Annotated in this window: 21 protein-coding genes and 1 tRNA gene; 10 read left to right on the top strand and 12 right to left on the bottom strand. The window is 65.2% G+C overall.

Features of this window, described 5'->3' with window-relative positions; translation table 11 throughout:
* Positions 1–322: 322 nt before the first annotated feature.
* Positions 323–1,519 carry an amidohydrolase family protein gene (locus tag WKW82_RS16180; RefSeq protein WP_340343333.1) on the top strand — a complete coding sequence of 399 codons (1,197 nt, stop codon included), beginning with the start codon at positions 323–325 and terminating at the stop codon, positions 1,517–1,519.
* Positions 1,520–1,536: 17 nt separating this feature from the next.
* On the opposite strand, the gene WKW82_RS16175 is transcribed toward WKW82_RS16180, so the two are convergent.
* The 5 genes from WKW82_RS16175 to WKW82_RS16155 form a co-directional block, all read right to left on the bottom strand.
* Positions 1,537–1,971 (bottom strand): MaoC family dehydratase, encoded by a 435-nt coding sequence (locus tag WKW82_RS16175; RefSeq protein ID WP_340343332.1) that lies wholly within the window; start codon positions 1,969–1,971, stop codon positions 1,537–1,539.
* 103 nt (positions 1,972–2,074) lie between these two features.
* Entirely contained in the window at positions 2,075–3,283 is a 1,209-nt protein-coding gene (locus WKW82_RS16170; protein WP_340343331.1) for a CaiB/BaiF CoA transferase family protein, read from the bottom strand.
* A gap of 19 nt (positions 3,284–3,302) precedes the next feature.
* Positions 3,303–4,145 (bottom strand): HpcH/HpaI aldolase/citrate lyase family protein, encoded by an 843-nt coding sequence (locus tag WKW82_RS16165; RefSeq protein ID WP_340343330.1) that lies wholly within the window; start codon positions 4,143–4,145, stop codon positions 3,303–3,305.
* Between the two features lie 23 nt (positions 4,146–4,168).
* Positions 4,169–5,386, bottom strand: coding sequence for an iron-containing alcohol dehydrogenase family protein (locus WKW82_RS16160; protein WP_340343329.1), 1,218 nt, complete (start codon positions 5,384–5,386; stop codon positions 4,169–4,171).
* Complete coding sequence (locus WKW82_RS16155; RefSeq protein WP_340343328.1) at positions 5,386–6,564, bottom strand: acyl-CoA dehydrogenase family protein; 1,179 nt, start codon at positions 6,562–6,564, stop codon at positions 5,386–5,388. The genes WKW82_RS16160 and WKW82_RS16155 overlap by 1 nt, the downstream gene beginning before the upstream one ends.
* Positions 6,565–6,710: 146 nt before the next feature.
* Here WKW82_RS16155 and WKW82_RS16150 point away from each other — a divergent pair, with 146 nt between their 5' ends.
* From WKW82_RS16150 to WKW82_RS16135, 4 genes are all read left to right on the top strand, one after another.
* A complete protein-coding gene (locus WKW82_RS16150) occupies positions 6,711–7,619 on the top strand; it encodes a LysR family transcriptional regulator (protein WP_340343327.1) in 909 nt (302 codons plus the stop codon).
* A 319-nt stretch (positions 7,620–7,938) separates the two neighbouring features.
* On the top strand, positions 7,939–9,204 hold the full coding sequence (locus tag WKW82_RS16145) for an acetyl-CoA hydrolase/transferase family protein (protein WP_340343326.1): 1,266 nt from the start codon (positions 7,939–7,941) through the stop codon (positions 9,202–9,204).
* The gene (locus tag WKW82_RS16140; RefSeq protein WP_340343325.1) at positions 9,201–9,989 is read left to right on the top strand and encodes an enoyl-CoA hydratase/isomerase family protein; all 789 of its coding nucleotides are present in this window, start codon (positions 9,201–9,203) and stop codon (positions 9,987–9,989) included. The genes WKW82_RS16145 and WKW82_RS16140 overlap by 4 nt, the downstream gene beginning before the upstream one ends.
* A 544-nt stretch (positions 9,990–10,533) precedes the next feature.
* Positions 10,534–11,580 (top strand): porin, encoded by a 1,047-nt coding sequence (locus tag WKW82_RS16135; RefSeq protein WP_340343324.1) that lies wholly within the window; start codon positions 10,534–10,536, stop codon positions 11,578–11,580.
* A 202-nt stretch (positions 11,581–11,782) separates the two neighbouring features.
* Here the strand turns inward: WKW82_RS16135 and WKW82_RS16130 are convergent, their stop codons facing one another.
* Entirely contained in the window at positions 11,783–12,253 is a 471-nt protein-coding gene (locus WKW82_RS16130) for a (R)-mandelonitrile lyase (RefSeq protein WP_340343323.1), read from the bottom strand.
* An 82-nt stretch (positions 12,254–12,335) separates the two neighbouring features.
* Positions 12,336–13,325: an aldo/keto reductase gene (locus tag WKW82_RS16125; protein ID WP_340343322.1), complete on the bottom strand. Its 990-nt coding sequence runs from the start codon at positions 13,323–13,325 to the stop codon at positions 12,336–12,338.
* A gap of 75 nt (positions 13,326–13,400) precedes the next feature.
* Here WKW82_RS16125 and WKW82_RS16120 point away from each other — a divergent pair, with 75 nt between their 5' ends.
* The 4 genes from WKW82_RS16120 (at position 13,401) to WKW82_RS16105 (ending at position 17,196) form a co-directional block, all read left to right on the top strand.
* Entirely contained in the window at positions 13,401–14,303 is a 903-nt protein-coding gene (locus tag WKW82_RS16120; protein WP_340343321.1) for a LysR family transcriptional regulator, read from the top strand.
* A 13-nt stretch (positions 14,304–14,316) separates the two neighbouring features.
* Entirely contained in the window at positions 14,317–15,210 is an 894-nt protein-coding gene (locus WKW82_RS16115) for a LysR family transcriptional regulator (protein ID WP_340343320.1), read from the top strand.
* 124 nt (positions 15,211–15,334) lie between these two features.
* Positions 15,335–16,117 carry a carboxymuconolactone decarboxylase family protein gene (locus WKW82_RS16110; RefSeq protein WP_340343319.1) on the top strand — a complete coding sequence of 261 codons (783 nt, stop codon included), beginning with the start codon at positions 15,335–15,337 and terminating at the stop codon, positions 16,115–16,117.
* A 2-nt stretch (positions 16,118–16,119) separates the two neighbouring features.
* Entirely contained in the window at positions 16,120–17,196 is a 1,077-nt protein-coding gene (locus tag WKW82_RS16105) for an alpha/beta hydrolase (protein WP_340343318.1), read from the top strand.
* Between the two features lie 544 nt (positions 17,197–17,740).
* Here WKW82_RS16105 and WKW82_RS16100 read toward each other — a convergent pair.
* The 5 genes from WKW82_RS16100 to tolB form a co-directional block, all read right to left on the bottom strand.
* Positions 17,741–17,816: transfer RNA gene (locus tag WKW82_RS16100), tRNA-Lys, on the bottom strand.
* A 45-nt stretch (positions 17,817–17,861) separates the two neighbouring features.
* Positions 17,862–18,683, bottom strand: coding sequence for a tRNA threonylcarbamoyladenosine dehydratase (locus WKW82_RS16095; protein WP_340343599.1), 822 nt, complete (start codon positions 18,681–18,683; stop codon positions 17,862–17,864).
* Between the two features lie 12 nt (positions 18,684–18,695).
* Positions 18,696–19,448, bottom strand: coding sequence for a tol-pal system protein YbgF (gene ybgF, locus WKW82_RS16090; protein WP_340343317.1), 753 nt, complete (start codon positions 19,446–19,448; stop codon positions 18,696–18,698).
* Entirely contained in the window at positions 19,448–19,960 is a 513-nt protein-coding gene (pal, locus tag WKW82_RS16085) for a peptidoglycan-associated lipoprotein Pal (protein WP_340343316.1), read from the bottom strand. Before pal ends, ybgF begins: the two co-directional genes overlap by 1 nt.
* Positions 19,961–19,980: 20 nt before the next feature.
* Positions 19,981–21,294, bottom strand: a complete 1,314-nt coding sequence (tolB, locus tag WKW82_RS16080) for a Tol-Pal system beta propeller repeat protein TolB (protein ID WP_340343315.1) — start codon at positions 21,292–21,294, stop codon at positions 19,981–19,983.
* A 162-nt stretch (positions 21,295–21,456) separates the two neighbouring features.
* Between tolB and msbA the strand changes: the two genes are divergently transcribed.
* Positions 21,457–23,238 (top strand): lipid A export permease/ATP-binding protein MsbA, encoded by a 1,782-nt coding sequence (gene msbA / locus WKW82_RS16075; RefSeq protein WP_340343314.1) that lies wholly within the window; start codon positions 21,457–21,459, stop codon positions 23,236–23,238.
* Positions 23,239–23,296: the final 58 nt, after the last annotated feature.

Here is a 23,296-nt window from a genome sequence, read left to right as displayed (position 1 = left end):
TCTGTGTTGGCGATGAGGAACTTTAGGTTTGGCAGGGGTGCGGCGTCCATGCGTCTTTCCTGCAACCGGCCTGCAGGAAAGCCGTGCACGGGGCCCCGCGTTCGCCGAATCGGGACGCGGGGTCGCGAACTTCGGCATGGACGTGGCCGAAGCCCGGTTCCTAGACTGCCCCCAAGACAACCAGGAGACACACATGATCAGAACCGCCATGGGCGCAGCAAGTGGGCACGGGATCGGTGACCGGCTCGGGTTCACCCAATCAATCGACCACGACCGATGTGAAGCAGTCGCCGGCATGACGCTGTATTGAGGAGACTTGCGCATGCCCGACTTCATCCGCCCGACTCGCCGCACCGTCCTCACCGCCGCCGCCACCATGGCCTTGGGCAAAGTGGGCCTGCTCGATCCGAACACCGCCTTCGCTGATACGCCGGCCACCCCGTACCGCGGCAACCAGCACCGCCCGACCAAGGACCTGCTGGCCTGGCAGGCCCGCGCCGACGCGGAACCTGCGCTCGAACCCGGCCTGCCCATCGTCGACCCGCACCACCACCTCTTCAACACCACGACGGACGCGCTGTACTACCGGCGTGAAGACATGGCGCAGGACCTGTCGAGCGGCCATCGCGTGCTGGGCACGGTCTACATCGCGGCCTATGGGGCAGGTTGGCGCAGCGATGGGCCGAAGGACATGCGCTCGGTCGGCGAGGTCGAGCGCATCGTGCAGCTCAGCGCCCAACCGCTAGCGACGCCGCAGGGCCCGTGCCGGCTGGCGGCGGGCATCGTCTCGGATGTGGACCTGACACTGGGCGACAGCGCGGCCGCGGTGCTGGAGGCACACGTGGCGGCCGGCGCAGGCCGCTTGCGTGGCGTGCGCCACTACACGACCTACCACGACGGCCAGTTGTCCAAGTTCATCCCGAATGCGCCGCGTGGCGTGATGGCGGATGCGGGCTTTCGCCGGGCGTTTGCGCAACTCGAACGCCACCGCTTGAACTTCGACGCACTGGTCTATCACACGCAACTGCGCGAGCTCGCCGAGCTGGCCGACGCCTTCCCGCGCACGACCATCGTGCTGAACCACGTCGGCATGCCGGTCGGCGTGCTGGATTTCGCCTCGCAGCGTGCCGAAGTGCGTCGCGATTGGGAGAAAGACATGCGTGCGCTGGCCCGCCGGCCGAATGTGGTCGTGAAAGTCGGCGGGATGGGCATGCCGATCTTCGGTTTCGGCTTCGAGCACGGCGATCGGCCGGCCACCACGCAGGCGTTGGTGCAGGCCTGGCAGCCGCTGATGCAAGTCTGCTTCGAGGCCTTTGGTCCGGCGCGCTGCATGCTGGAGAGCAACTTTCCTGTGGACAAGCAGTCCTGCGGCTACGGGCAACTGTGGAATGCTTTCAAACGAGCGACGGCCGGGCTGTCGGTCACCGAGCGCAAGGCCCTGTTCTATCGGACCGCCTGCCAGACCTATCGTCTGCCCGAACTGCAGGCCGAATGCGATGCGGCCTGGCCCGCGGCCTGAATGCCAGAGACGCCGCGTCAGCCCTGCTGGCGCGACGTCGGCAGCACTAAAGCGTCGCCATCGATCACGACCTTGTCGCCCACCGTGCAGACCGTGGCCAGCGTCACGCGGCGCTTGTCGGCGAAGAGTTCCTTGACCGTCACGGTCGCCTGCACCGTGTCGCCAGGACGCACCGGCGCCTTGAAGCGCAAGTTCTGTCCCAGGTAGACCGTGCCCGGTCCGGGCAGGTGTCCCGCAATGGCCGCCGAGATCACCCCGGCCGTCAGCATGCCGTGCGCGATGCGGCCCTTGAATGGCGTGGCCTGTGCGAAATCCTCGTCGAGGTGGATCGCATTGCGGTCGCCCGAGGCGCCAGCGAACACCGTGATGTCGGCCTCGGTGATGGTCTTGGCGAAGCTCGCCTGCATGCCGGGTTGCAGGTCTTCGAAGTCGTAGCCGTTCAGTGCATTCATCGTTTGCCGTTCAGGTTTGGGAGCATGTCCGCAAGTGTCGAACGGCTTGCTCTGCCGGTCCATCGCGAAGTTCGGGAGGCCGCTTGCAGGCTTCGCGATCAGGTCAAGAGATCACGCCCGCCGCTCGCAGTGCCACCAGTTCCTCCGCGGAGCGGCCGAGCCACCCGCCATACACCACCTCATTGCACGACCCCATCGGCAGGCTGGGCGTGATCGGCCGCCGCGCCGTGCCCTCGAACACCAGCGGCGAATGCATCAGCACCACGCGCCCCAGGTCCGGATGATCGACCCACTGCAGCTGCCCGCGCGCATGCATGTTCTCGTCAACCATCACTTCCGATAGCTCGCGCACAGGCGCGCAGGGCACCTTGGCGGCCAACATGCGGCGCGCGACGTCGTCGCGTACGTGACCACGGGTCCAGTCCTCTATCACTGCGTCCACGGCCTCGACGTTCTGTACGCGCGCCGTTCGCGTTGCAAAGCGCGGGTCGTCCTTGAGTTCGCCGCGGCCCATCACGTCGAGGATCGCGCGGAAATGGTGGTCACCCGGCGCGTTCAGCACCACGTGACCATCGGCCGTGGCGTAGACGTTGTAAGGCGACACGCCCAGGCCGCCATGGCGATTGCCGGTTCGCGCGGGCGCCTGTTCGCCGCGTGCGTGCAACATGCCGAGATTCGAGGCGAGCGAGGCATAGGTCGCATCCTGCATGGAGACCTCGACGACGCGGCCCTCACCCGTTTTCTCGCGCTCGTACAACGCCGTCATGATGGCCGCATACAGGTGGATGCCGGCCATGAAATCGCACAGCGCGGCGCCGGACTTCACGCCGGGTTGATCGGGGTGGCCTGTGGAGCTGATCACGCCGCACATGGCCTGCATCACGAGGTCCATGGCCGGGTAGTCGCGGTAGGGGCCGTCCTTGCCGTAGCCGGAACTGGAGCCGTAGATGAGCCGCGGGTTGATCTCGTGCAGCGCTGCCGCACCAAGGCCCAGGCGGTCCATCACGCCGGGTGCGAAGTTCTCGACCAGGATGTCGGCGCGCTCCACCATCTCGCGCAATAGTTGGCAGCCCTCCTCCGACTTCAGGTTCAGCGTGACGGGCTGCTTGTTCGAATTGAGCATCGCGAACGGCAGCGCCACGCCGCCCAGGTCGCCGCGGCTGCGCAGGTTCTCTCCGCTCAGGGGCTCGACCTTGATGACTTCGGCGCCGGCCATGGCCATCAGGAAAGTGGCGTAGGGGCCGTTGTAGATGTGCGAGAGGTCGATGACGGTGATGCCGGCAAGCGGCAAGGGTTTCGTGGGCTCGGTCATGGGTATCTCCGGGTGAAGGTCAACGCGCGAGCAGACGCTGCGCGGCGAGGTAGTGCGGTCGGTCCAGCATGCGGCCGTCCAGTGCGAGCGCACCGGCCGTGGGTGCTGCATCGAACGCGGCGACGATGCGGCGCGCTTGTGCCAGCGCGGCCTCGGTCGGCGTGAAGGCGGCATGGATGGGCGCGATCTGGTCGGGGTGTATGGCCACCTTGCCCGAGAAGCCGTCGCGCTCGGCTTCGTCCGCCTCTTCACGCAGGCCGTCCGGGTTGCGGAAGTCCGTGTAGACAGCGTCATAGGCCGGCACGCGTGCCGCGGTGGCGCCCAGCAGCGTGAGCGCGCGGGCCATCGCGTAAGGCGCGGTGTAGCGCTGTGGCGCGTCGCGGTTGGCCCTGGCGCCGATGTCGGCCGCCAGGTCTTCGCCGCCCCAGAACAGGCCGCACAGGCGAGGGCCGGCGTCGGCTGCATAGCTGCCAAGGTGGAACAGGCTGGCGGCGGTCTCGGTCACGATGGGGAGGATGCGCAGCGGTTCGGCTCCGGCCTCGCGTTCGGCAATCAGCGCGGCCAAGCGGGCCACGTCACGGCCGCTCTCGCACTTGGGCAGCATCAGGCCGTAGGGAGCTGCGGGCACGATGGCATCGAGGTCAGCCAGGGCTTCGCCCGTCGCCAGCGCGTTGATTCGCACGAACAGCCGCATGCGCTCGCGGTGGCGGGCCACGAAGTCGGCGCAACGCTGGCGCGCCAGCGCCTTCTCGGCCGGCGGTACGGCATCTTCCAGGTCAAGAATCAGCGCGTCGGCGCCGCTGACGAGGCCCTTGTCGCACTTGCGGTTGTCGTGCGCCGGCACGAAGAGCAGGGATCGCATCGCAATGTCTTTCTTGAGCGCGCCTACCAGGCGCTTTCGAGCACGCCGAGCAGGTCTGCCGCATCCCGCACGGGTCGCGGGTTGTCGCGCACGAACCAGTCGTCCGTCGAGACCGCGGCCAACGCGGGTAACGAATCCCGCGTGACGCCGATGTCGCGCAGACGGTTTGGGCTGCCGAGCTGCGCGAGCAGTTGCGCCATGCCATGCACGACGGCATCCGCCGCGGCGACACCTCGTTCGGTCCGTCCGAAGGCCACGGCCAGTTGCTCCAGACCCGCCACTGCGTGCCGAGCGTTGAAACGCACGACATGCGGCAACACGATGGCATTGGCCAGCCCGTTATCGACATGGAAACGCGCGCTGATTGCATGGCCGAGCGGAATCGCGATGCCGGCGCCGGTGTAGTCCGTCCCGTGACCGCACAGCAGCGACGCAAACATCAAGGCCTCGCGGCCCGCGGGCGCCTCCGCACCCGGCAAGTGCTGCACGATCAGCCGCGTCGCATGCACCAGCAACGCGTCCGAAAACGGATCGCCACGCAGCGACATCAGGCCCTCAAGCGCCATCGCCAGCGTGTTCAGTGTCGCGCTGACGACCAGTGAGCGCGGTGGGGTCTGCAGCAGCGCAGGATGCACGAACACAGCCTTGGCGCGCGTCTTCGGGTCGAACAACGCGAGACGGCTGCCATCCGTGGGATCGAGCAGTGCACTGCCTGCCTTCAGTGTTGCGGTGGTCGGCGTAGTGGGCACGACCAGCTGCGGCAGCTTGGGCGCCAGCAGGCGCGGGCTGCGCAGCACACCATCGGCGCCGCGCTGCGTGCAAAGCTGTCGCGCGTCCGCCTGCTCGGCCAACAGAATGCTGGCCCCGCGCGCCGTGACCACCGCCGAGCCGCCACCGACAGCCACGACGGCATCGGCGCCCAAGGCCTGCAGGTCGGCCGCCGCCGCTTCAACCGCGTCCAGCGGACTGTGCGCGCGCACGCAGGGCAGCACGCCCGCACCACGCTTGCCCAGTGCCTCGTGCAGCAATGCCATCGCCGCCCCATCGCGCGCCAGCGATGCACCGCAGACGATGACCGCGCGCGTGCTCCCCAGTCGCGCTAACTCGCCCTGCAGCGCACTGAGGCTGTCCGCCCCATGGAACAGCCTCAGCTCCGGCACCAGGTGCCGCAATGGAGCCGCCGTTGCACCTTGGGCTTCGCTGGTGTTGCGCGCCTCTTCTGACAGCCGAGCCGAGTTCATCAGAACGTGCCCTGCGACAGGAATCCATCGACCGGGTCGAAGCTCTCGACCAGCCTCTTGCCGACCAGGTCCTTCAGCGCCTCGGTCGCACCACCGCCCAAGGTGCCGTAGCGCACGCCGCGGTAGATGCGCGAGATCGGGTAGTCGTTCGTGAAGCCGTAGCCGCCGTGCACCTGCAAAGCCTCGTTCGCCACACGGATGGCCATCTCGTTCACGAACATCTTGGCAATGGCAGCCTCGTGCGGATCGGGGAAAGGGTTGGCCGTCAGCGCCGCGCGGTACAGCAGGCTGCGGCCGGCCTCGATGTCGCGGTACATGTCGGCCAGCTTCCACCGGATGCCCTGGAACTCGGACACGTGCTGGCCGCGGATGGTCCGCTCACGCACATAGCTGATGGCCTCTTCAAAAGCCGCTTCGGCCAGGCCCAGCGAGATGCTGGGGTTCAGGCAGCGCTGCGTGTTGAATGCCGTCAGCAGCTTCTTGAATCCGCCTTGCCGCAGCAGCACGTTTTCAACCGGCACCTCGACCTGGTTGAACTGGATTTCGGCCAGGTACTCGCCGCCCATGGTGTGGTAGCGGGCCGTGACCTCGAAGCCGGGGCTGTCGCGGTTCACGAGCACGCAGCCGATGCCGTCCCGTCCCGGCGTGCCGTCGATGCGCGTGAACACCACGAACCACTGCGCCTCGTTGGCCTTGCTGATGAGCGTCTTGACGCCCTGGACGATGGCGCGATCTCCCCTGATGACGGTGTTGGTCTTGTAGTTCGGCACGTCGGTGCCGGCATGGGTTTCGGTCATGCACACGGCCAATGCGATCTCGCCGGTCGCAACCTTGGGCAGGATGTCCTGCTTCATGTGCTCGGGCGCATAGGTCGCGATGACCCGGGTCTGTACGCCAAGGCTGCTCATGACGCCCATGGCCGTGGGGTAGCAGTTCTTGGCAATCTCTTCCAGCACCAGTGCGGTGTCGAACACCGGCAGGTTGGAGCCGCCGTACTCCTCAGGAATCGACATGCCCAGTACGCCGATCGCGGCCAGGTCCTGCAGGTTCTCGGACGGGTAGGTGCCGTCCAGGTACTTGATCGAATTGCCCTTGAAATTCTTCGCCTTGCACAGGCTGCGCACGGCACCGATCAGGGCGCGCTGGTCTTCGTTGAGCATCAATCTCTGGCTTTGCATGGGGGATATTCCTTGGGGTGTCTGAACGATGCCGTGCAGTGTCGAATCCGGTCGCCGTCGTGTCCATGGCGATTGCCGGGAGCGTTTGTGCTCGATTCGTGAAGCATCACAATCGGGCCGCTACCACCCGTGGAGAAATGCCTGTGATGATCGATCTCGTGCAGTTGCGCACCTTCGTCGCCGTCGCCGAGGAGCAGCACCTGACGCGCGCCGCCGAACGCCTGCACATCAGCCTGTCAGCCGCCAGCGCGCACGTGCGTGCGGTCGAGTCCACGCTGGACACGCAGCTGTTCGTGCGGGCCAGCCGTCGGCTTGAACTGACACGCGCTGGCGAATTGCTGCTGGGCCGGGCCAAGGCGGTACTGAACGAAGCGACGCTGTTCTCGTCGTTCGCTCGCGAACTCGGTGGCAAGGTCGAAGGGCGCATCGTTGTGGCGTCCAGCAGTGATCCATCGGCCAGCCGTGTCGGCGAGGTGGCCAGTGCGCTGCGCCAACGCCATCCGCTGGTCAGCGTGGACTTGCGAGCACGGCCGTCCTCCAGCGCACGCGAGGGTCTGACGACCGGCGAACTGGACATCGCGCTGCTGCTGGGCCGGCCGACCGACACCGGCTTCAGCTGCTATGCACTCGAGACTTTCGCGTTCCGCGTGGCCGGCCCGGCCGCTTGGAAGCAGCAGATCGAGGAGGCCGACTGGGCCGCGCTGGCCGCCCTGCCCTGGGTCACGCCGACAGGGGGAAGTGCGGCCTACACCACCATGCTCCAGCAGATGTTCGATGAGCGCGGGCTGGTACTGAACTCGGTGGCGACTTTCGACAATGCCATGCTCGGCCGGTCGATGCTGGAGGCTGGTGTGGGCCTGGGCCTGGTGCGCGAAGACTACGCACTGCAGGCCGAACGCCAGGGCAGCGTGGCGCTGTCGCCGCTGGCGCAGGCGCAGTACCCGAGCTACCTGGCGCACCTGGCGAGCCGGCGCGACGACCCGCTGATCCGCGCATTCCTGGAAGCAACCACGGACGTCTGGCCCGACCTGCGGCTCGCCAAACCGCTGGCCTGAAAAGAAAGCCCACCCCCGAATGCGCCTGCGGCGCCGGTGCGACCGCCAGAGGCGGCTGCTCTTGCGGTCCGTCCAACCCTGCACTGGCAGGCTTGGAACCGCGGCCCTCAGCCCCTCGAGGGGGCGCACCCAACGGCCCGGCAAAGCCGGTTCCGTGGGTGCCCACGAACAGGCATTGCCCGCCCGGGTTTCATACGTCGCGGGTCACTCGATTGCGTAGTGGAAAACTGAGATGACGTGCCATCTGCGGCAATCGCGCAGTGACGGTCCCGCAATCGCGCATGGACTTGGCAGGAGGCCCGTTTCTACACTGGCTCGCATGCAGCAGTGTCCCCTTGAGCAACTCGATTTCGCGGAGCTGGTCCGCCCCTCCGAGGTCATCGCCTGGCCGCAAGGTCCGGGCGAACCCCTGGCGCTGACCGAGAGGCTCGTAGCGCAGGGCCCGACGCTGCAACGGCCTACCTTGCTGTTTGGGCTGACGCAGTCCAACACCTTGCAACCTTCCGTCGCGCGCGACTTTGGCCTTCATGCGCTGAACGGTGCGGGCAACAGCCGCCGCGTGACCGCGGTGGCCGAAATCTTTCCAGCGCACCTCAGCGCGCTGCCGAGACTCTTTCGCTCCGGTGATTTGCGCGTGGATGTGTGCCTCGTGCAGGTTCGACCGCTGGCCGACGGCCAATTCACGCTGGGTGTCATCTGCGACTTCACACAGGCCATGCTGCAGAAGGCGCGGCTGGTCGTCGCGCTGCTGAACCCCGCCCTGCCCGCAATGAGGGGCGACACCATCGTCTCGGCGCAGGACATCGATGTTCTGGTTGAAGGCGATGAGCGCATCCTTGATCTGCCGGACGCGGAGCCATCGACGCTGGAGCACGCCGTCGCGCAGCGTGTGGCCGAACTGATCCCCGACAAGGCCACAGTACAACTCGGTGTGGGCACGCTGCCGGCTGCCGTGGCGCTGGCCTTGCGTGGCCATCATGGGCTGGGGCTGCACAGCGGCGTGGTGTCCGATGCGGTGATCGACCTGATCCAGCGCGGCGTGATCACGAACGCGCACAAGGGACCCGACGCAGGCCGCACCGTCACAGGCGGATTGTTCGGCACACAACGCTTGCGCAGCTTCGCCGAGGGGTCGGGCCTCTTCGACATGCGCAGCGCCGACTACACACACCAGCTTTCCGTGATGGCCGGCCTCTCGAAGTTCCACTCCATCAACTCGGGCATCGAGATCGACCTGAGCGGGCAAGTGAATGCCGAGGTGGCCGGTGGCCGCTACCTGGGCGCTGTCGGCGGCTACGTGGACTTCGTCCGCGGTGCTCAAGTCTCACCCAACGGCCGCTCCATCATCGCGTTCCCATCGACCACGCCCGACGGTCGGCATTCACGCATCGTCGCGAGCCTGGGCGAGCGGCCCGTGACGGCGGCCCGCAGCGACGTGGACACCGTCGTCACGGAGCATGGCGTCGCACACCTTCGCGGCTGCTCGCTGGCCGAGCGCGAACGTCGCTTGATCGCCATCGCGCATCCGGAACATCGTGACGCACTGGGCCGCGTCTCGCAACAGAACAAGGACTTGCATTCATGAGCGAACAAGGGGACGTGATCCTGGAGGACATGGGCAACGGCATCTACCGCATCCGCTTGAACAGGCCGGAGCGGTTGAACGCGCTGGGCATGGACAGCGTCGTGGCATTGAAGGCATGCGTGGCCGAGGCGGCGGCCCGGCACGCACGCGTGCTGCTTGTGCAAGGCACCGGACGGGCCTTCAGCGCCGGCGCCGATCTCAAGGAGCGCAAGGGCATGGACCTGGCAGGCAAGCTGGCGCACAACGCGTTGATCCGCGCCGCCATCGATGCGCTGGGCGCTGCGCGCTGCGTGACGGTGGCCGTGCTGAACGGCCTGGCGCTGGGCGGTGGCACCGAGCTTGCGCTGGCTTGCGACCTGCGCATTGCCGCCGCCGGCATCAGCCTGGGGTTGACCGAAAGCCGCATCGGCGCTTTTCCAGGCGCTGGCGGTACGCAGCGCTTGCCTCGCGTCATCGGAGTCAGCCGGGCCCTGCAACTGATGCTGACCGGCGAGCCCGTCAGCAGCGAATACGCCCTGTCGATCGGCCTCGTCAACGAGGTGGTTGCGGCAGTCGAACTGGACGCACGTGCTGAGGCGTTGGCTCGGTTGCTCGCGGGCCGCTCGGCGACCGCACTGGCGACCATCAAGCGGCTTGTGCATGCTGGCATCGAACTGCCGTTGCAATCGGCATTGCAGTTGGAACGCGCGGCGCTGCCCGAGACCCTCGGGTCGGCCGACTACGCAGAGGGGCTGGCCGCGTTCGCGGAGAAGCGTGCTCCTGTGTTCACGGGCGTGCTGCTGTAGGCATTGCGATCGTTCGCAGATCGAGGACGCCGGGTCCCGAAAGCCGCGATGGACGATGAGCGCCCGCCGTTCCGGGACTCGATCTCCAACAGACAAAGCTCAATCCCATTCCCCGAACGCGACTTGCCGACCGCCGTGGCCGTGGCCGTGCTTCAAGTTGGCAAGGGCGGGAGAATCGCAACAACGTTTCCGGATTGATTGCAGGCAGCCCCATCGGATCCACCGATGGCGCTGTGCATGCGCCATCGCGATGAAAAAAGACCCCTGTTCCATCGTCCACGAAATCAGCAACTCGTGTCCCAGAAATGCCGATGGACCGCATGTTTGCTCGTTTCTAGACTGACTCCTGTGTACGAAAGATCAGCTTCGTACCTCTGCACTGGGGTCAATCGGTTCGACCAGAACGCAAAGCCACTCAGAGCAAAGCCGGCCAACGAAAGCCGGAAGCTGAAGAAGACGCGGAGGTCGCCACGTCGGCAATCTCGAACGCACCCTCGCGAGTGCCAGCCACTTTCCACCTGGAACAACCCGGAGACATAGACCCGTGAAAAAAACGCTGCTGATGCTTGCCCTGCTCGGAGCGGCAACCGCCACTTATGCCCAGTCGTCGTTGACGCTGCAAGGAACCGTCGACGTTGGACTGGCCTACTCCAAAGGCTCGCTCACAAGTCGCACAGGATTGCTCAGTGGCGGCAACGCAACCAGCAAGCTGATCTTCCGCGGCGTCGAAGATCTTGGCGGCGGAATGTATGCCATGTTCTGGCTCGAGTCGGGATTCAACGCCGACGACGGCACCGGCCAGCCGAGCAACACCAACAATCAACCGACAGGCGCTACCCCTGCCATTGGCGCCATGACCTTCAACCGCAGGTCGATCGTCGGCCTCGGCGGAGCCTGGGGCGAGATCCATCTTGGCCGCGATTGGTCACCCAGCTACGAGACATTCATCAGCAAATATGACCCGTTTGCATTGGCAGTGGGGCTGGGTATCAACTACTCAGGTGGCATCAATCCAAACCAGATTCGTGCTTCGAACGCCATCACCTACCTCACACCGAAGTTCTTCGGTGGGTTCGGCGCCAACGTTCAGCACTGGTTCGGCGAGAACGTCAGCGGAACACCCACCTCGCGCAATGGCACGGGCAGCGGAGTGCGATTGACCTACGACAACGGCCCGATCAGTGCGGCCGCGTCGTTCTTGCAAACCTCGTACGCCACCGGGGATGCCATCTATCGCAATATCGCCGGCTCGTATGACTTCGATGTCGCCCGGGTCTCGTTCAACGTGAACAACGACCGGCAAGGCCAGCTCAAGCAATCCGGCTGGCTTGTGGGCCTGACGGTGCCGGTGGGAGTGACGCTGCTCAAGGCCTCCTACTCGACGATCAAGACAGAGCAAACCGGAGAGGACCCCGTAGGCAAGAAGTTGGCGTTGGGAGCGGTCTATAACCTTTCGAAGCGGACTGCCCTCTATGCGACCGTTGCGACGATCCGCAACAGCGGTGGAGCGAAGTACGCAACCGTCGGCGTCACGACGGCGCCCAACAAATCCTCCAGCGGCATCGACCTCGGAATGCGTCACAACTTCTGAAGCCCCACGGCCGTCCTGCACCGCTTCGAGAGGATTGCACGGGGAGCGCACCTGCAAGGAAATCGGTCGAGAGATCATGAGCGATGTCATGGGGGCGTGCTGCGTCGAAGGCAAGGGCAAGCAAGTCAACGCGTTTACAGCCTTCCTCCACAAGTATTCGCGGCCCGTCGTGATGAGCAACGGGGCGCACAAGCGGCCGCGCTCACTGGCCGTACTGTTCCTTGCTCACCTTCTCCATCCATTCCACCGATTTGCCGTCCAGGGACTCGGAGATTGCCACATGGCTCATGCCCACGGTGGGGCTCGCGCCATGCCAGTGCTTGGCCCCCGGGGGGATCCATACGACATCGCCTGGGCGAATCTCCTGGACGGCATCGCCCCATTTCTGCACGCGGCCGACGCCGGTGGTGACGATGAGTGTCTGCCCCAGCGGATGCGTGTGCCAGGCGGTACGCGCGCCGGGCTCGAAGGTCACGATGCCGCCGCCTACCCGAGCCGGGGCAGAGGACTGGAAGCGTGAATCCACGCGCACAGCGCCGGTGAAGTTCTGCTCGGGGCCTGCGCTGGATGGCTGGGCACCGAGCCGGGTGACCTGAACAGGGGCAGGCTCCGATACGGAGGCGGAGGACAGCCCCATGGACAGGGCGATGGCGGCGGCTGAGGGTAGTTCCATGTTCAATCTTTCTGCAGCTTACGGGGCCATCACCGATCGTCGGCCCGAATCATGAATCGTCGTGACCGTGGCTACCGTCGCATCAGCGCCCGACGCGCGCCTGCAACGCTGCCGGATAGCGCTCTCCCTGGATCCTTGTTTCGTGCAGTGCGCCTGCAATCCTGCCGAGGTCGGCCTCGGTCAGTTCCACCGATGCGGCGCCCAGGTTCTCCTCCAGGCGGTGCAGCTTGGTGGTGCCCGGGATCGGCACGATCCACGGCTTGCGGGCCAGCAGCCAGGCGAGTGCGATCTGCGCGGCCGTCACGCCCTTGTCGCTGGCAATCTGGCCGAGCAGGTCCACCAAGGCCTGGTTCGCCTTGATCGCCTCCGGCGCGAAGCGTGGCACCTTGCTGCGGAAGTCGTCGCTGCCGAACGTTGCACCCTCCTTGATCGCGCCCGTCAAGAAGCCCTTGCCCAAGGGACTGAAGGACACGAACCCGATGCCGAGTTCCTCCAGCGTCGGCAGGATCTCGACTTCTGGCTCGCGCCACCACATCGAGTATTCGCTTTGCAGGGCGGTGACGGGCTGCACCGCGTGCGCGCGGCGGATGGTCCGTGCACCCGCTTCGGACAATCCGAAATGCTTGACCTTGCCCTCGGCGATCAGGTCCTTGACGGTGCCCGCCACATCCTCGATCGGCACATCGGGATCGGCACGATGCTGGTAGAGCAAGTCGATCACGTCGGTCCCCAGGCGCCTGAGCGAGCCTTCCACGGCTTGCCTGATGTGTTCCGGCCGGCTGTTGAGGATCTGCTGCTGGTTATCGTCCCCAAAGGTGAAGCCGAACTTGGTGGCGATCACCACCTGGTCGCGCACCGGGGCCAGTGCCTCGCCGACAACTTCCTCGTTCAGGTAGGGGCCGTACACCTCGGCCGTGTCGAAGAAGGTGACGCCGCGATCGACTGCCGTGCGAATCAAGGCGATGGCCTGCCGGCTGTCCGTGGCCGGGCCGTAGCCATGGCTCAGGCCCATGCAGCCGAGGCCGAGGGCGGAGACTTCCAGATTGCTTTTTCCAAGTTTGCGTTTTTGCATGCCTCGATTCTGGAGACCACACCCCTCTGCGACTAGATGGCAGAATTCGCAAGGACTTGTGAGGAGCCCTCATCAATGAGCATGGAAAGCTACAACGATCTGCTGGCTTTCATTGCCGTCGCGCGCGAGCGCAGCTTCACGCGCGCGGCGGCCCGGCTCGGTGTCTCGCAGTCCGCGCTGAGCCATACCATTCGCGCGCTCGAAGCCAGGATGGGCGTGCGGTTGCTGACCCGCACGACGCGCAGCGTGTCGCCTACCGAGGCGGGCGAGCGCTTGATGCACAACGTCGCTCCCCACTTCGAAGAAATCGCGGCAGAGCTGACAGCGGTGGGCGAACTGCGCGACGAAGCCGCGGGCACCATTCGCATCACGGCGTCTGAATATGCGGCCGAGACGGTGCTCTGGCCGGCGTTCGCGAAACTGCTTCCCAAGCATCCCCAGATCAAGGTCGAGATCACCGCAGAGCACCGCTATACCGACATCGTGGCCCAACGGTACGACATGGGTGTTCGACTGGGCGATGAAGTGGCGCGGGACATGACCGCAGTGCGTATCAGCCCGGACGTTCGCTTTGCGATCGTCGGATCATCGAAGTACCTGGCGAAGCGCCCTGCCCCCATGAAGCCGCAGGACCTGGCCGATCACGAGTGCATCAATCTGCGCTTGATGAGCAACGGGGACCTCTACGCCTGGGAACTAAAGAAAGGCAAGCAGAAAGTCAATGTGCGGGTCGAAGGCCAACTCGTCTTCAACCGACCCCGGCAGATCCTGCAGGCGGCACTTGAAGGCTTTGGCCTTGCGTACGTGCCGCAGGAAATGGCGCAAGCCCATATTGCCAAGGGGCAGCTCATGCCGGTCCTCCAGGCGTGGTGTCCGTTGTTCCCCGGATACCACCTCTACTACGCGAAGCGCCTGCACCTGTCACGCGCCATGTCAGTGGTCATCGACGCGCTGCGCCATCCGGCCACAACCCCCTGAGCCAGGTCGACGCATGGCCATCCAGACCTTCAACGACGTCCTCGCCTTCGTCCATGTCGTGCGCGCGGGCAGCTTCACGCGGGCAGCAGCCGTCGTTGGCGTGACGCCCTCTGCGCTGAGTCATTCCATCCGCGGACTGGAAGCCCGGTTGGGCGTGCGGCTGCTCACACGCACCACGCGAAGCATCGCGCCGACCGAGGCAGGCGAACGACTGTTCAGCAGCGTCGCTCCACGGTTCGAAGACATCGATGCCGAACTGGCCGCAGTGAAGGAACTGCACGACAAGCCAGTTGGCACGATCCGCATCACGTCGGCCGAGCATGCCGCCAACAGCATCCTGTGGCCCAAGCTGTCAAAGGTCCTGCACCAGTATCCAGACATCAACATCGAGATCAGTGTCGATTACGCGATGTCGGACATTGCCTCGCAGCGCTACGACGCGGGCGTGCGCATCGGCGATCAGGTGGCCAAGGACATGATTGCCGTGCGCATCGGTCCGGACCTGCGCATCGCCGTCGTTGGCTCGCCCGCATATTTTGCAAAGCGTGCAAGGCCCAGGACACCGCATGATCTGGTGCATCACGACTGCATCAACCTTCGACTGCCGACGCAAGGTGGCCTGATGCCGTGGGACTTTGAAAAGGACGGGCAGGACGTCAAGTTCCGCGTCAGCGGCCAATGGGTGTTCAGCAGCAGTTCGCCCATCGTGCGGGCGGCCCTGGCCGACTACGGCCTGGCTTTTGTTCCTGAGGACATGGCGCTGGAACACATCGCCGCCGGGCGGTTGGTCCGGGTGCTCGACAAATGGTGTGCGCCCTATGCGGGCTACCACCTCTACTACCCGAGCCGTCGGCAATCCTCCCGCGCACTGGTCGTGATCGTCGAAGCCCTGCGGCATCGCGCCTAGCGCCGTCGTCGAACCCCCGCGCGCAAACCACTTATGAGTTCCGCTCAGTAGTGCATGCGCAATCATGGGCTATATCAAAGTGGCCCGGCTCCGTACGATTTGATCATCCAGGAGCAAATCGAAGATGACCCATGAGACGCCCGCCACATACCGTGCGATTGCAGCACTGGCTGCAGTCATCACCCTTGGCTTCGGGCCGACGGCCGGCCATGCGGCTCAAAACGCCGCGGCGCCGCAGGCCATGAGCAGCACACCCCCCACTTCCGACACGTTGTCCGCCAAGCAGCAGTCCATCCCGCTGATCGCGGCCGCCATGGCGACGAGCGACATGCCCAAACTCACCACCTTCTTGAACCAGGGGCTGGACGCAGGCCTGACGATCAGCGAGGCCAAGGAGATCCTGGTGCAGCTGTACGCCTATGTCGGCTTTCCGCGCAGCCTCAACGCGCTGGGCGAATTGATGAAGGTGGTGGACGCGCGAAAGCAGCGCGGCGTCCAGGACGCGCCGGGGCGTGAACCTGGCCGCGCCATTCCCTCCGGTGACGCCCTGCGCGCGGCCGGCACAGCCAACCAGACCCGCATATCGGGCGCGCCCGTCACAGGCCCGGTGTTCGACTTCGCGCCCGTCATCAACCAGTTCCTGCAGGCCCATTTGTTTGGCGACATCTTCGAACGCGACAACCTCGACTGGCAAAGCCGCGAGTTGGCAACGGTCGGTGCGCTGGCCGCAACGCCCGGCGTGGAGGCGCAGTTGCTCTCCCACATGCGTGCCAGCATGCGGGTGGGCCTGAGCGCTGCGCAGTTGCGGCAATTGACGCAGGTCCTTGCCGATCGCGGGGATGAGCAGGCCGCCAAACGTGCCAACACCGCACTGACGCAGGCGCTTGCCGCTGCGCCGGGGCGCTGATCATGAAAGCGATCCCGCGTTTGCTCAATATCGTCATGGCGACCTTGCTCACCGCATGTGCAACAGGCGGACCCGGCAGCACGACGGGTGCGCTGCAGATTCGGGAGCAAGGCAGCTTCGCCGCTGGCGGAACGATGACCATCGCGCCCGGCACCTTCGACCCGCGCAAGCCCATGGCGCCGGACGGACAAACCTACCGCGGTGATCACGCCTACGCCTTCTATCAACTCCCTGTCGACGCCCGCAAGTACCCGATCGTCATGTGGCACGGCGCGGGGCAGTTCTCCAAGACCTGGGAGACCACTGCCGACGGCCGCGAAGGCTTCCAGACCATCTTCCTGCGTCGCCGGTTCGGCGTGTACCTGATTGACCAGCCGCGCTGCGGCAACGCCGGCCGAAGCACGGCCGAGGCGACGCTCAAGCCGACGCCGGACGAGCAGTTGTGGTTCAACCAGTTCCGCGTCGGACTCTGGCCGAACTACTTCCAGGGCGTGCAGGTCGACCGCAAGCCGGAGACGCTCGACCAGTTCTTCCGCGCGATGACACCGAACACCGGGCCGTTCGACATGAACGTTGTCTCCGACGGGGTTTCGGCGGTATTCGACAGGGTCGGCCCGGGCATCTTGTTTACCCATTCGCAAGGCGGCGGTCCAGGCTGGCTGACCGCCGTCAAGAACGACAAGGTCAAGGCCATCGTCTCGTTCGAACCGGGCAGCAGCTTCATCTTTCCGCAAGGCGAAGTGCCGGCGCCCATCCCGAGCGCCTTCGACACCGTGAAGGGCGAAGCCGTACCGTTGCAGCAATTCATGGCGTTGACGCGGATTCCGATCCTGATCGTCTACGGCGACAACATCCCGGAGCAAGCCATCGACTTGCCGGCCCAGGACAGTTGGCGCGCCCGGCTGCAGATGGCCCGCCTGTGGCGCGACACGGTCAACAGGCATGGTGGCGATGTGACGATGCTTCACCTCCCGGAAGCAGGGATCAAGGGCAACACGCATTTCCCCATGTCGGACTTGAACAACGTCCAGATTGCGGACCTGGTTTCGAAATTCCTCGCCCAGAAGGACTTGAACTGACGGGCGAGCGCGGCAATGCAGCAGTGGTGAACGAGGGAACGGCCGATTTTCGTGGCGACGCCTCGACATCTTTCCAGGGCTTGAACGTCAAGAAGACTTTCATGAAGCACTCAGCATTGAAGAACACCCTCATGGCGGCAGTGATCGGCATTCGCGGGCAGCGAGGCAGACAGCCTGTAGTTGAGCGAAGACACGTTTGCCGAGGCCACCGGTACGAGGGAGAAGGGTTTGTTCGAGATAGAGGGCGCCACGCATATCGAACCGTATTGGGTTCCGAAGTATGTGGACGTCGCCACGGCCAAGCTGACAGCCTTCTATGCAAAGACTTTGTGATTGAAATTGGTTGCTTCGACCGCCTTGCGTCGAGCCCAAGGTGTCTGACCGTCCGCATCGGTCGAGACCAAACGCGCGACTCATGCCCGATCGCATCGGCAGGGCGCCTCCGCGAAAATCGTCAATCTGGCAACGATCTGGCAACCGCCAAAAAACAAAAAAGCCTGCTACCAATTTGATAGCAGGCTTTTCAATAACCACGCGGTGTTGGTGGTAGGACGTACTGGATTCGAACCAGTGACCAACGGATTAAAAGTCCGCTGCTCTACCAACTGAGCTAACGTCCCACACTTGGATTCTCTACAGCGCGTCAAGCGCGGCAAAGCCAAAGATTATAACGTGCCGTCCTGCGCTATTTGATCCAATGCCCAGCCCGCTGCACATTGACCGAAGGTCGCGGTGACGCTCACCACCGAGCCGTAGCCATGGCAGTTGAGACTGCCGTCGCCCTCCTCGATCGCGCATGAGGCATCGGGCGGCGCCACGGCCTCGCGGCTGAAGACGCAGGTCACGCCGATCTTCTTGCCCTCGCGCGGCGCGCCGTGCAGCCTGCGCAGGCGATTGCGCATCTGCGCCAGCAACGGATCGTGCGTGACCAGCGCGATGTCATCGATCTCGACCTTGTGCGCGAGGCGCTTGCCCCCCGCCGCACCCACCGAGATGAAGCGATGCTTGCCGCCACGCGCCCACACCGCCATCGCGAGCTTGGCCCGCACCTCGTCGCAAGCATCGATCACGGCATGCAGCGGACCGTGTGCCTGCACCGAGCGTTCAAGCATCGCCGCCCAGTTGTCCGGCTCCACGAAGTCGTCGATCGCCAGCACCCGGCAGTCGGGGTTGATGTGCCCGATGCGGCTTGCCATCGCTTCCACCTTGGCCTGCCCCACCGTGTCATCGAGTGCGTGGATCTGGCGGTTGATGTTCGATTCGGAAATGTGGTCGAGGTCAACCAGCGTCAGCCTGCCCACGCCGCTGCGGGCCAGCGCCTCCACCGCCCAGGAACCGACGCCGCCGATGCCGACAACCATCACATGCGCTTGCCGGATACGCGTCGCGCCCGGCACGCCATACAGCCGCTCGAGCCCGCCAAAGCGCCGCGCCAGATCGGCGGCGACTTCGGGAGCATCGGCCACGGTCAACGTCGCGTCATCCAGGACCACGTCTCGCTACTTCAGGCGCGCCAGCCGCTCTTTGGCAGCGGACGCCGCCTCCGACTGCGGATAGGCCTTGATCAGGTCTTCCAGCGTCCGGCGCGCGGCCCGGGTGTCCTTCAGTTCGATCTGGCAGTTGGCGATCGACAGCACCGCCTCGGGTGCCTTGGCATGGTCCGGCGCCAGCGAAAGCATCGAACGAAAATTCGCGATCGCCTCGTTGTAGTTGCGCGTGGCGTACTGCGCGTTGCCGAGCCAGAACAGGGCCGATGGGTTGTAGCCGCTCTGCGGATAGCGCTTGATGAAGTCCGCGAAGGCCGACTGTGCCTGCGGGAACTGGCCCGCGCGAAAGATCCCGAGCGCGGCATCGTAGTCGGACTTCTCACGTGGGTCCGCGGTGAACTCGCGGCCGTCCACGTTCACCGGCGCTGGCTCGCTCTTCTTCAGCCTGTCATCGACCGACTGCTGGCGCAATTGCATGTCCGAAACTGTCTTGGCAAGCTGCTCGTTCTGCCCCGTCAGGCGCGCAACGTCGCTCCGGAGCCCCTCGATCTGGTTTTGCAGCTCAAGCACCGTGCGCGCGTTCTGTTCGCCGGCGCGCTGGCTCGCGGCTTCATATTGCGTGCGCAATGTTTCCACGCGCTGGCGCAAGTCGAGGATGGCGCGGCGCGCCTCGTCGTCTTCGAAAAGGGCTGCATGCGAGCCCACCGATGCGCACATGACGATGGCGGCGCAAGCCACGCGCCGCAAACTCAATGCGGGGCTCATCAACGGTACGAGATCTCGGCGCGGCGGTTCTGCGCCCAGGCTTGTTCACCGGAGCCCTGCACGGCCGGCTTCTCCTTGCCGAAGCTGATGGCTTCCACCTGCGAGTCCGCCACGCCCAGCAAGGCCAGCGCACGACGCACGGCTTCCGAGCGCTTCTGGCCCAGCGCCAGGTTGTACTCGCGGCCACCGCGCTCGTCGGTATGGCCTTCGATGAACACGTGGCGCGACGGATTGGCCTTGAGGAAGCGCGCATGCCCATCGATCAGCGACTGGAATTCGGGCTTCACGGTGTAGCTGTCGAAGTCGAAGTACACGATGCGGGCGACCCCGACCGGGCCTTGGGCATTGAGCGAACCCGTGTCGGCACTGACCGGCGCCACAGCACTCTGGCCGCCCTGCTGCCCGGTGCCGCCGCGCGCATCCGTGACCGGCACGTCGCTCAACTTGGTGCTGGACGAGCATCCGGCGATCAGGGCCACCACGGCCAGCGAGTAAATCGTGCGTTTCAACATTTGGAACTCCTCAGTGTTAATCATTGCTTTTGAAACGGACCCCAGTCCGGTTCGCGTATGTCGCCTGCCTGTCCTGCCAATCGAGCCTTGATCTTGCCGTCGAGTGTTGTGGTCATCAGCGCTTCCCTGCCGCCAAGCTGCGTCGCGTACGCGATGAGCTTGCTGTTGGGCGCGAAACTGGGCTTCTCGTCGGCCGAGGTGTCAGTGATGGCTGACACGCTGCCGGTCGACAACTCCATCACATGGAGTTTGAAGGCTCCGCCCACCCTGGAGATGTAGGCCAACCACCGCCCATCGGCGCTGACGGACGGAGAAATGTTGTAGGTGCCGGTGAAGGTGACCCGCGTCGGGTTGCCGCCGCCCGCGCCCATCTTGTAGATCTGTGGTGCACCGCCGCGGTCGCTCACGAAGTAGATCGTGCCGCCGTCGGCCGAGTAGACCGGCTCGGTATCGATGCTGTTGCTCTGCGTGAGGCGCTTGGCTTCGCCGCCGTTGGAAGAGATGGTGTAGAGCTGCGAGCCGCCATCGCGACTCAGCGTTACCGCCAGCGTGCCGCCATCCGGCGACCAGCCCGGCGCGCTGTTGTTGCCGCGGAAGTTGGCGACCAGGCGACGCTGGCCGCTCGCCACGTTGTGCACATAGACAACGGGCTTGCGCGATTCGAAGGACACGTACGCGAGCTGTCCGCCGTTGGAAGACCAGCGCGGAGAGATGATCGGCTCGGGGCTGGTCAGCGCCGCTTGCGCATTCTCGCCGTCGGCATCCGCGACCCACAGCGTGTAGCGGCCGCCCTTGGTGACGTAGGCGATGCGGGTCGAGAAGATGCCTTTCTCGCCGGTGAGCTTTTCATAGACGAAGTCGGCGATGCGATGCGCGGCGAGGCGCAGGTCGCCTTGGGGAACCGTGTAGCTCTGGCCGCCGAGGTCTTGCCCGCGCACCACGTCCCATAGACGGAACAGCACCGAGTAGCGGCCGTCCGCAAGGCGCGTCACGCTGCCACCGACCACGGAGTCCGCCGTGCGCTGGCGCCACAAGTTGAGGTCGGGCCGCGAGGCTTCGTCCATCACCTGGCCCGATGCATCGACACCGCGGAACTGGCCGCTGCGTTCGAGGTCGGCCTGCACGATGGCGGAGATCTTTTGGGGCGACGCGTCCTGTCCCTTGAAAGGCACCAACGCGATCGGCAACTGCGTCAAGCCAACGCCGGTGACTTCGACCCGGAACTGGGCGAGTGCAGGGAGCGCAGGGGAGGCAGCGAGTGCCGCGATGAGGCTGCGGCGGGCGAGGAACGATGAAGAAGGAGTTGGGGAGGAGTCGTGCAACGGCTTGATCATGCGGTTCGGAGATGTTTCCGGCCAGAAAGTTTCTGGGCCGGGCGTAACGAGACGACATGGTACACACTGCGCTGACAGCCACGTCACAAACTGTGTATGGCATGACCATCGCCAGGCAGGCTGTTGAAATGCGATTGCGGGCCCCCCGTAGAATGCGCCGCCATGCAGCCTTCTACAGCCGACGCGACCACGCGCACTCCCCTGACGCGCCGGTTGGCAAGGCTCATGACGTGGTTCGGCCAGTCGCGCCAATGGTGGGCGCTCGGCGTCGTCACCGCGTTGATCGCCGCGCTCACCGAACCGCTGATACCCGCACTGCTCAAGCCGCTGCTCGATCGCGGCTTCACCGGCAAGCTGCAGATGTGGCTGGTGCCGACCTTCGTCATAGGCTTGTTCGCAGTGCGCGGGCTGGCCCAGTTCGTATCGCAATATGCGCTGGCCCGCATCGCCAACGAAGGCATGCAGCGCTTGCGGCGCGTGCTGTTCGACAGCCTGCTCGGCGCGGAGCTGGCGCTGTTCTCGCGGCAATCCGCCAGCGCGCTTTCCAACACCGTGGTCTATGAAGTGCAGACCGGCGCGATGCTGCTGGTGCAGGCGCTGCTGGGCCTGTCGCGCGACGGCTTCACGGCCGTGGCGCTGCTGTTCTACCTGCTCTACCTGAACTGGAAGCTCACGCTCATCATCGGGGTCCTGCTGCCGGGCGTGGCCTGGATCATGAAGTTCTTTTCGAAGCGGCTCTACCACTTCACGCGGCTGGGGCAGCAGGCCACGGATGAGCTCGCCTATGTGGTGGAAGAGAACGTGCTGGCCCATCGCATGGTGCGATTGCATGGCGCCGAAGCCGGCCAGTTGGGCCGTTTCGAAAAGCTGAGTGCCAGCCTCAACCGGCTGGCGGTGAAGTCGACCATCGCGTCCGCCGCGATGACGCCGCTGACGCAATTGCTTGCCGCGGTGGCGATGTCGATCGTGGTTGTGATCGCGCTGTGGCAGAGCGGAGAGCAGGGGCTCACGGTCGGAGGTTTTGTCGCCTACATCACTGCCATGCTGATGCTCATCGCGCCGATCCGGCGCTTGGCCGACATGGCCAACCCGATCACGCGCGGGCTCGCTGCGCTGGAGCGCGGCATGGTGTTGATCGACGATGTCGCGCCGGAGCAGCAAGGCAGCTATGAAACCAAACGCGCCACCGGTCACATCGAGTTGCGCGACATCCGCGTCAACTACCGCGGCAAAGACGAAGCGCGCGCGCTCGACGGCGTCAGCCTCACGATCGAATCCGGCGAGACCATCGCGCTGGTCGGCCCCTCCGGCTCCGGCAAGACCACGCTGGTGAACCTGTTGCCGCGCTTCGTGCTGCCTAGCGCCGGCACCGCCTTGCTGGACGGCCACGCGATCGGCGAATGGAAGGTGCAGAACCTGCGCGCCCAGTTCGCGATGGTGAGCCAGGACGTGGTCATGCTCAACGACACGCTGGCCGCCAACGTCGCGCTTGGCACCACGGTGGACCGCGAACGCGTGATTGCCTGCGTGGAGGCCGCCAACCTCACCAAGCATGTCGCCAGCCTGCCGGAGGGCATCGACACCGTGCTGGGCCACAACGCCACGCAGCTCTCCGGGGGACAACGGCAGCGCCTTGCGATTGCACGCGCTCTCTACAAGGATGCGCCGATCCTGCTGCTTGACGAGGCGACCTCCGCGCTCGACACCGAATCCGAACGGCTGGTGCAGGAGGCCCTGGCCCGCCTGATGCAAGGCCGCACCACACTGATCGTCGCGCACCGCCTCAGCACCATCCAGCATGCCGACCGCATCGTCGTGATGGACCACGGCCGCATCGCCGAGATCGGCAGCCATGCGCAGTTGATGCAGCTCGACGGCTTGTATGCGCGGCTGCAAACCCATGCGATGCGCACCGCGCACGCCGGCCAGCCCGCAACGCTCTGACAGCGGACGAACCGCGACCACGTCGCTCTGTTCGTGAAACACCATGGAACCGGCTTCG

The organism is Variovorax rhizosphaerae (assembly GCF_037889975.1).
GTDB lineage: Bacteria > Pseudomonadota > Gammaproteobacteria > Burkholderiales > Burkholderiaceae_C > Variovorax > Variovorax rhizosphaerae.
Note: the sequence above shows the minus strand (reverse complement) of the source record. Positions and strands in the feature narration are given on the sequence as shown.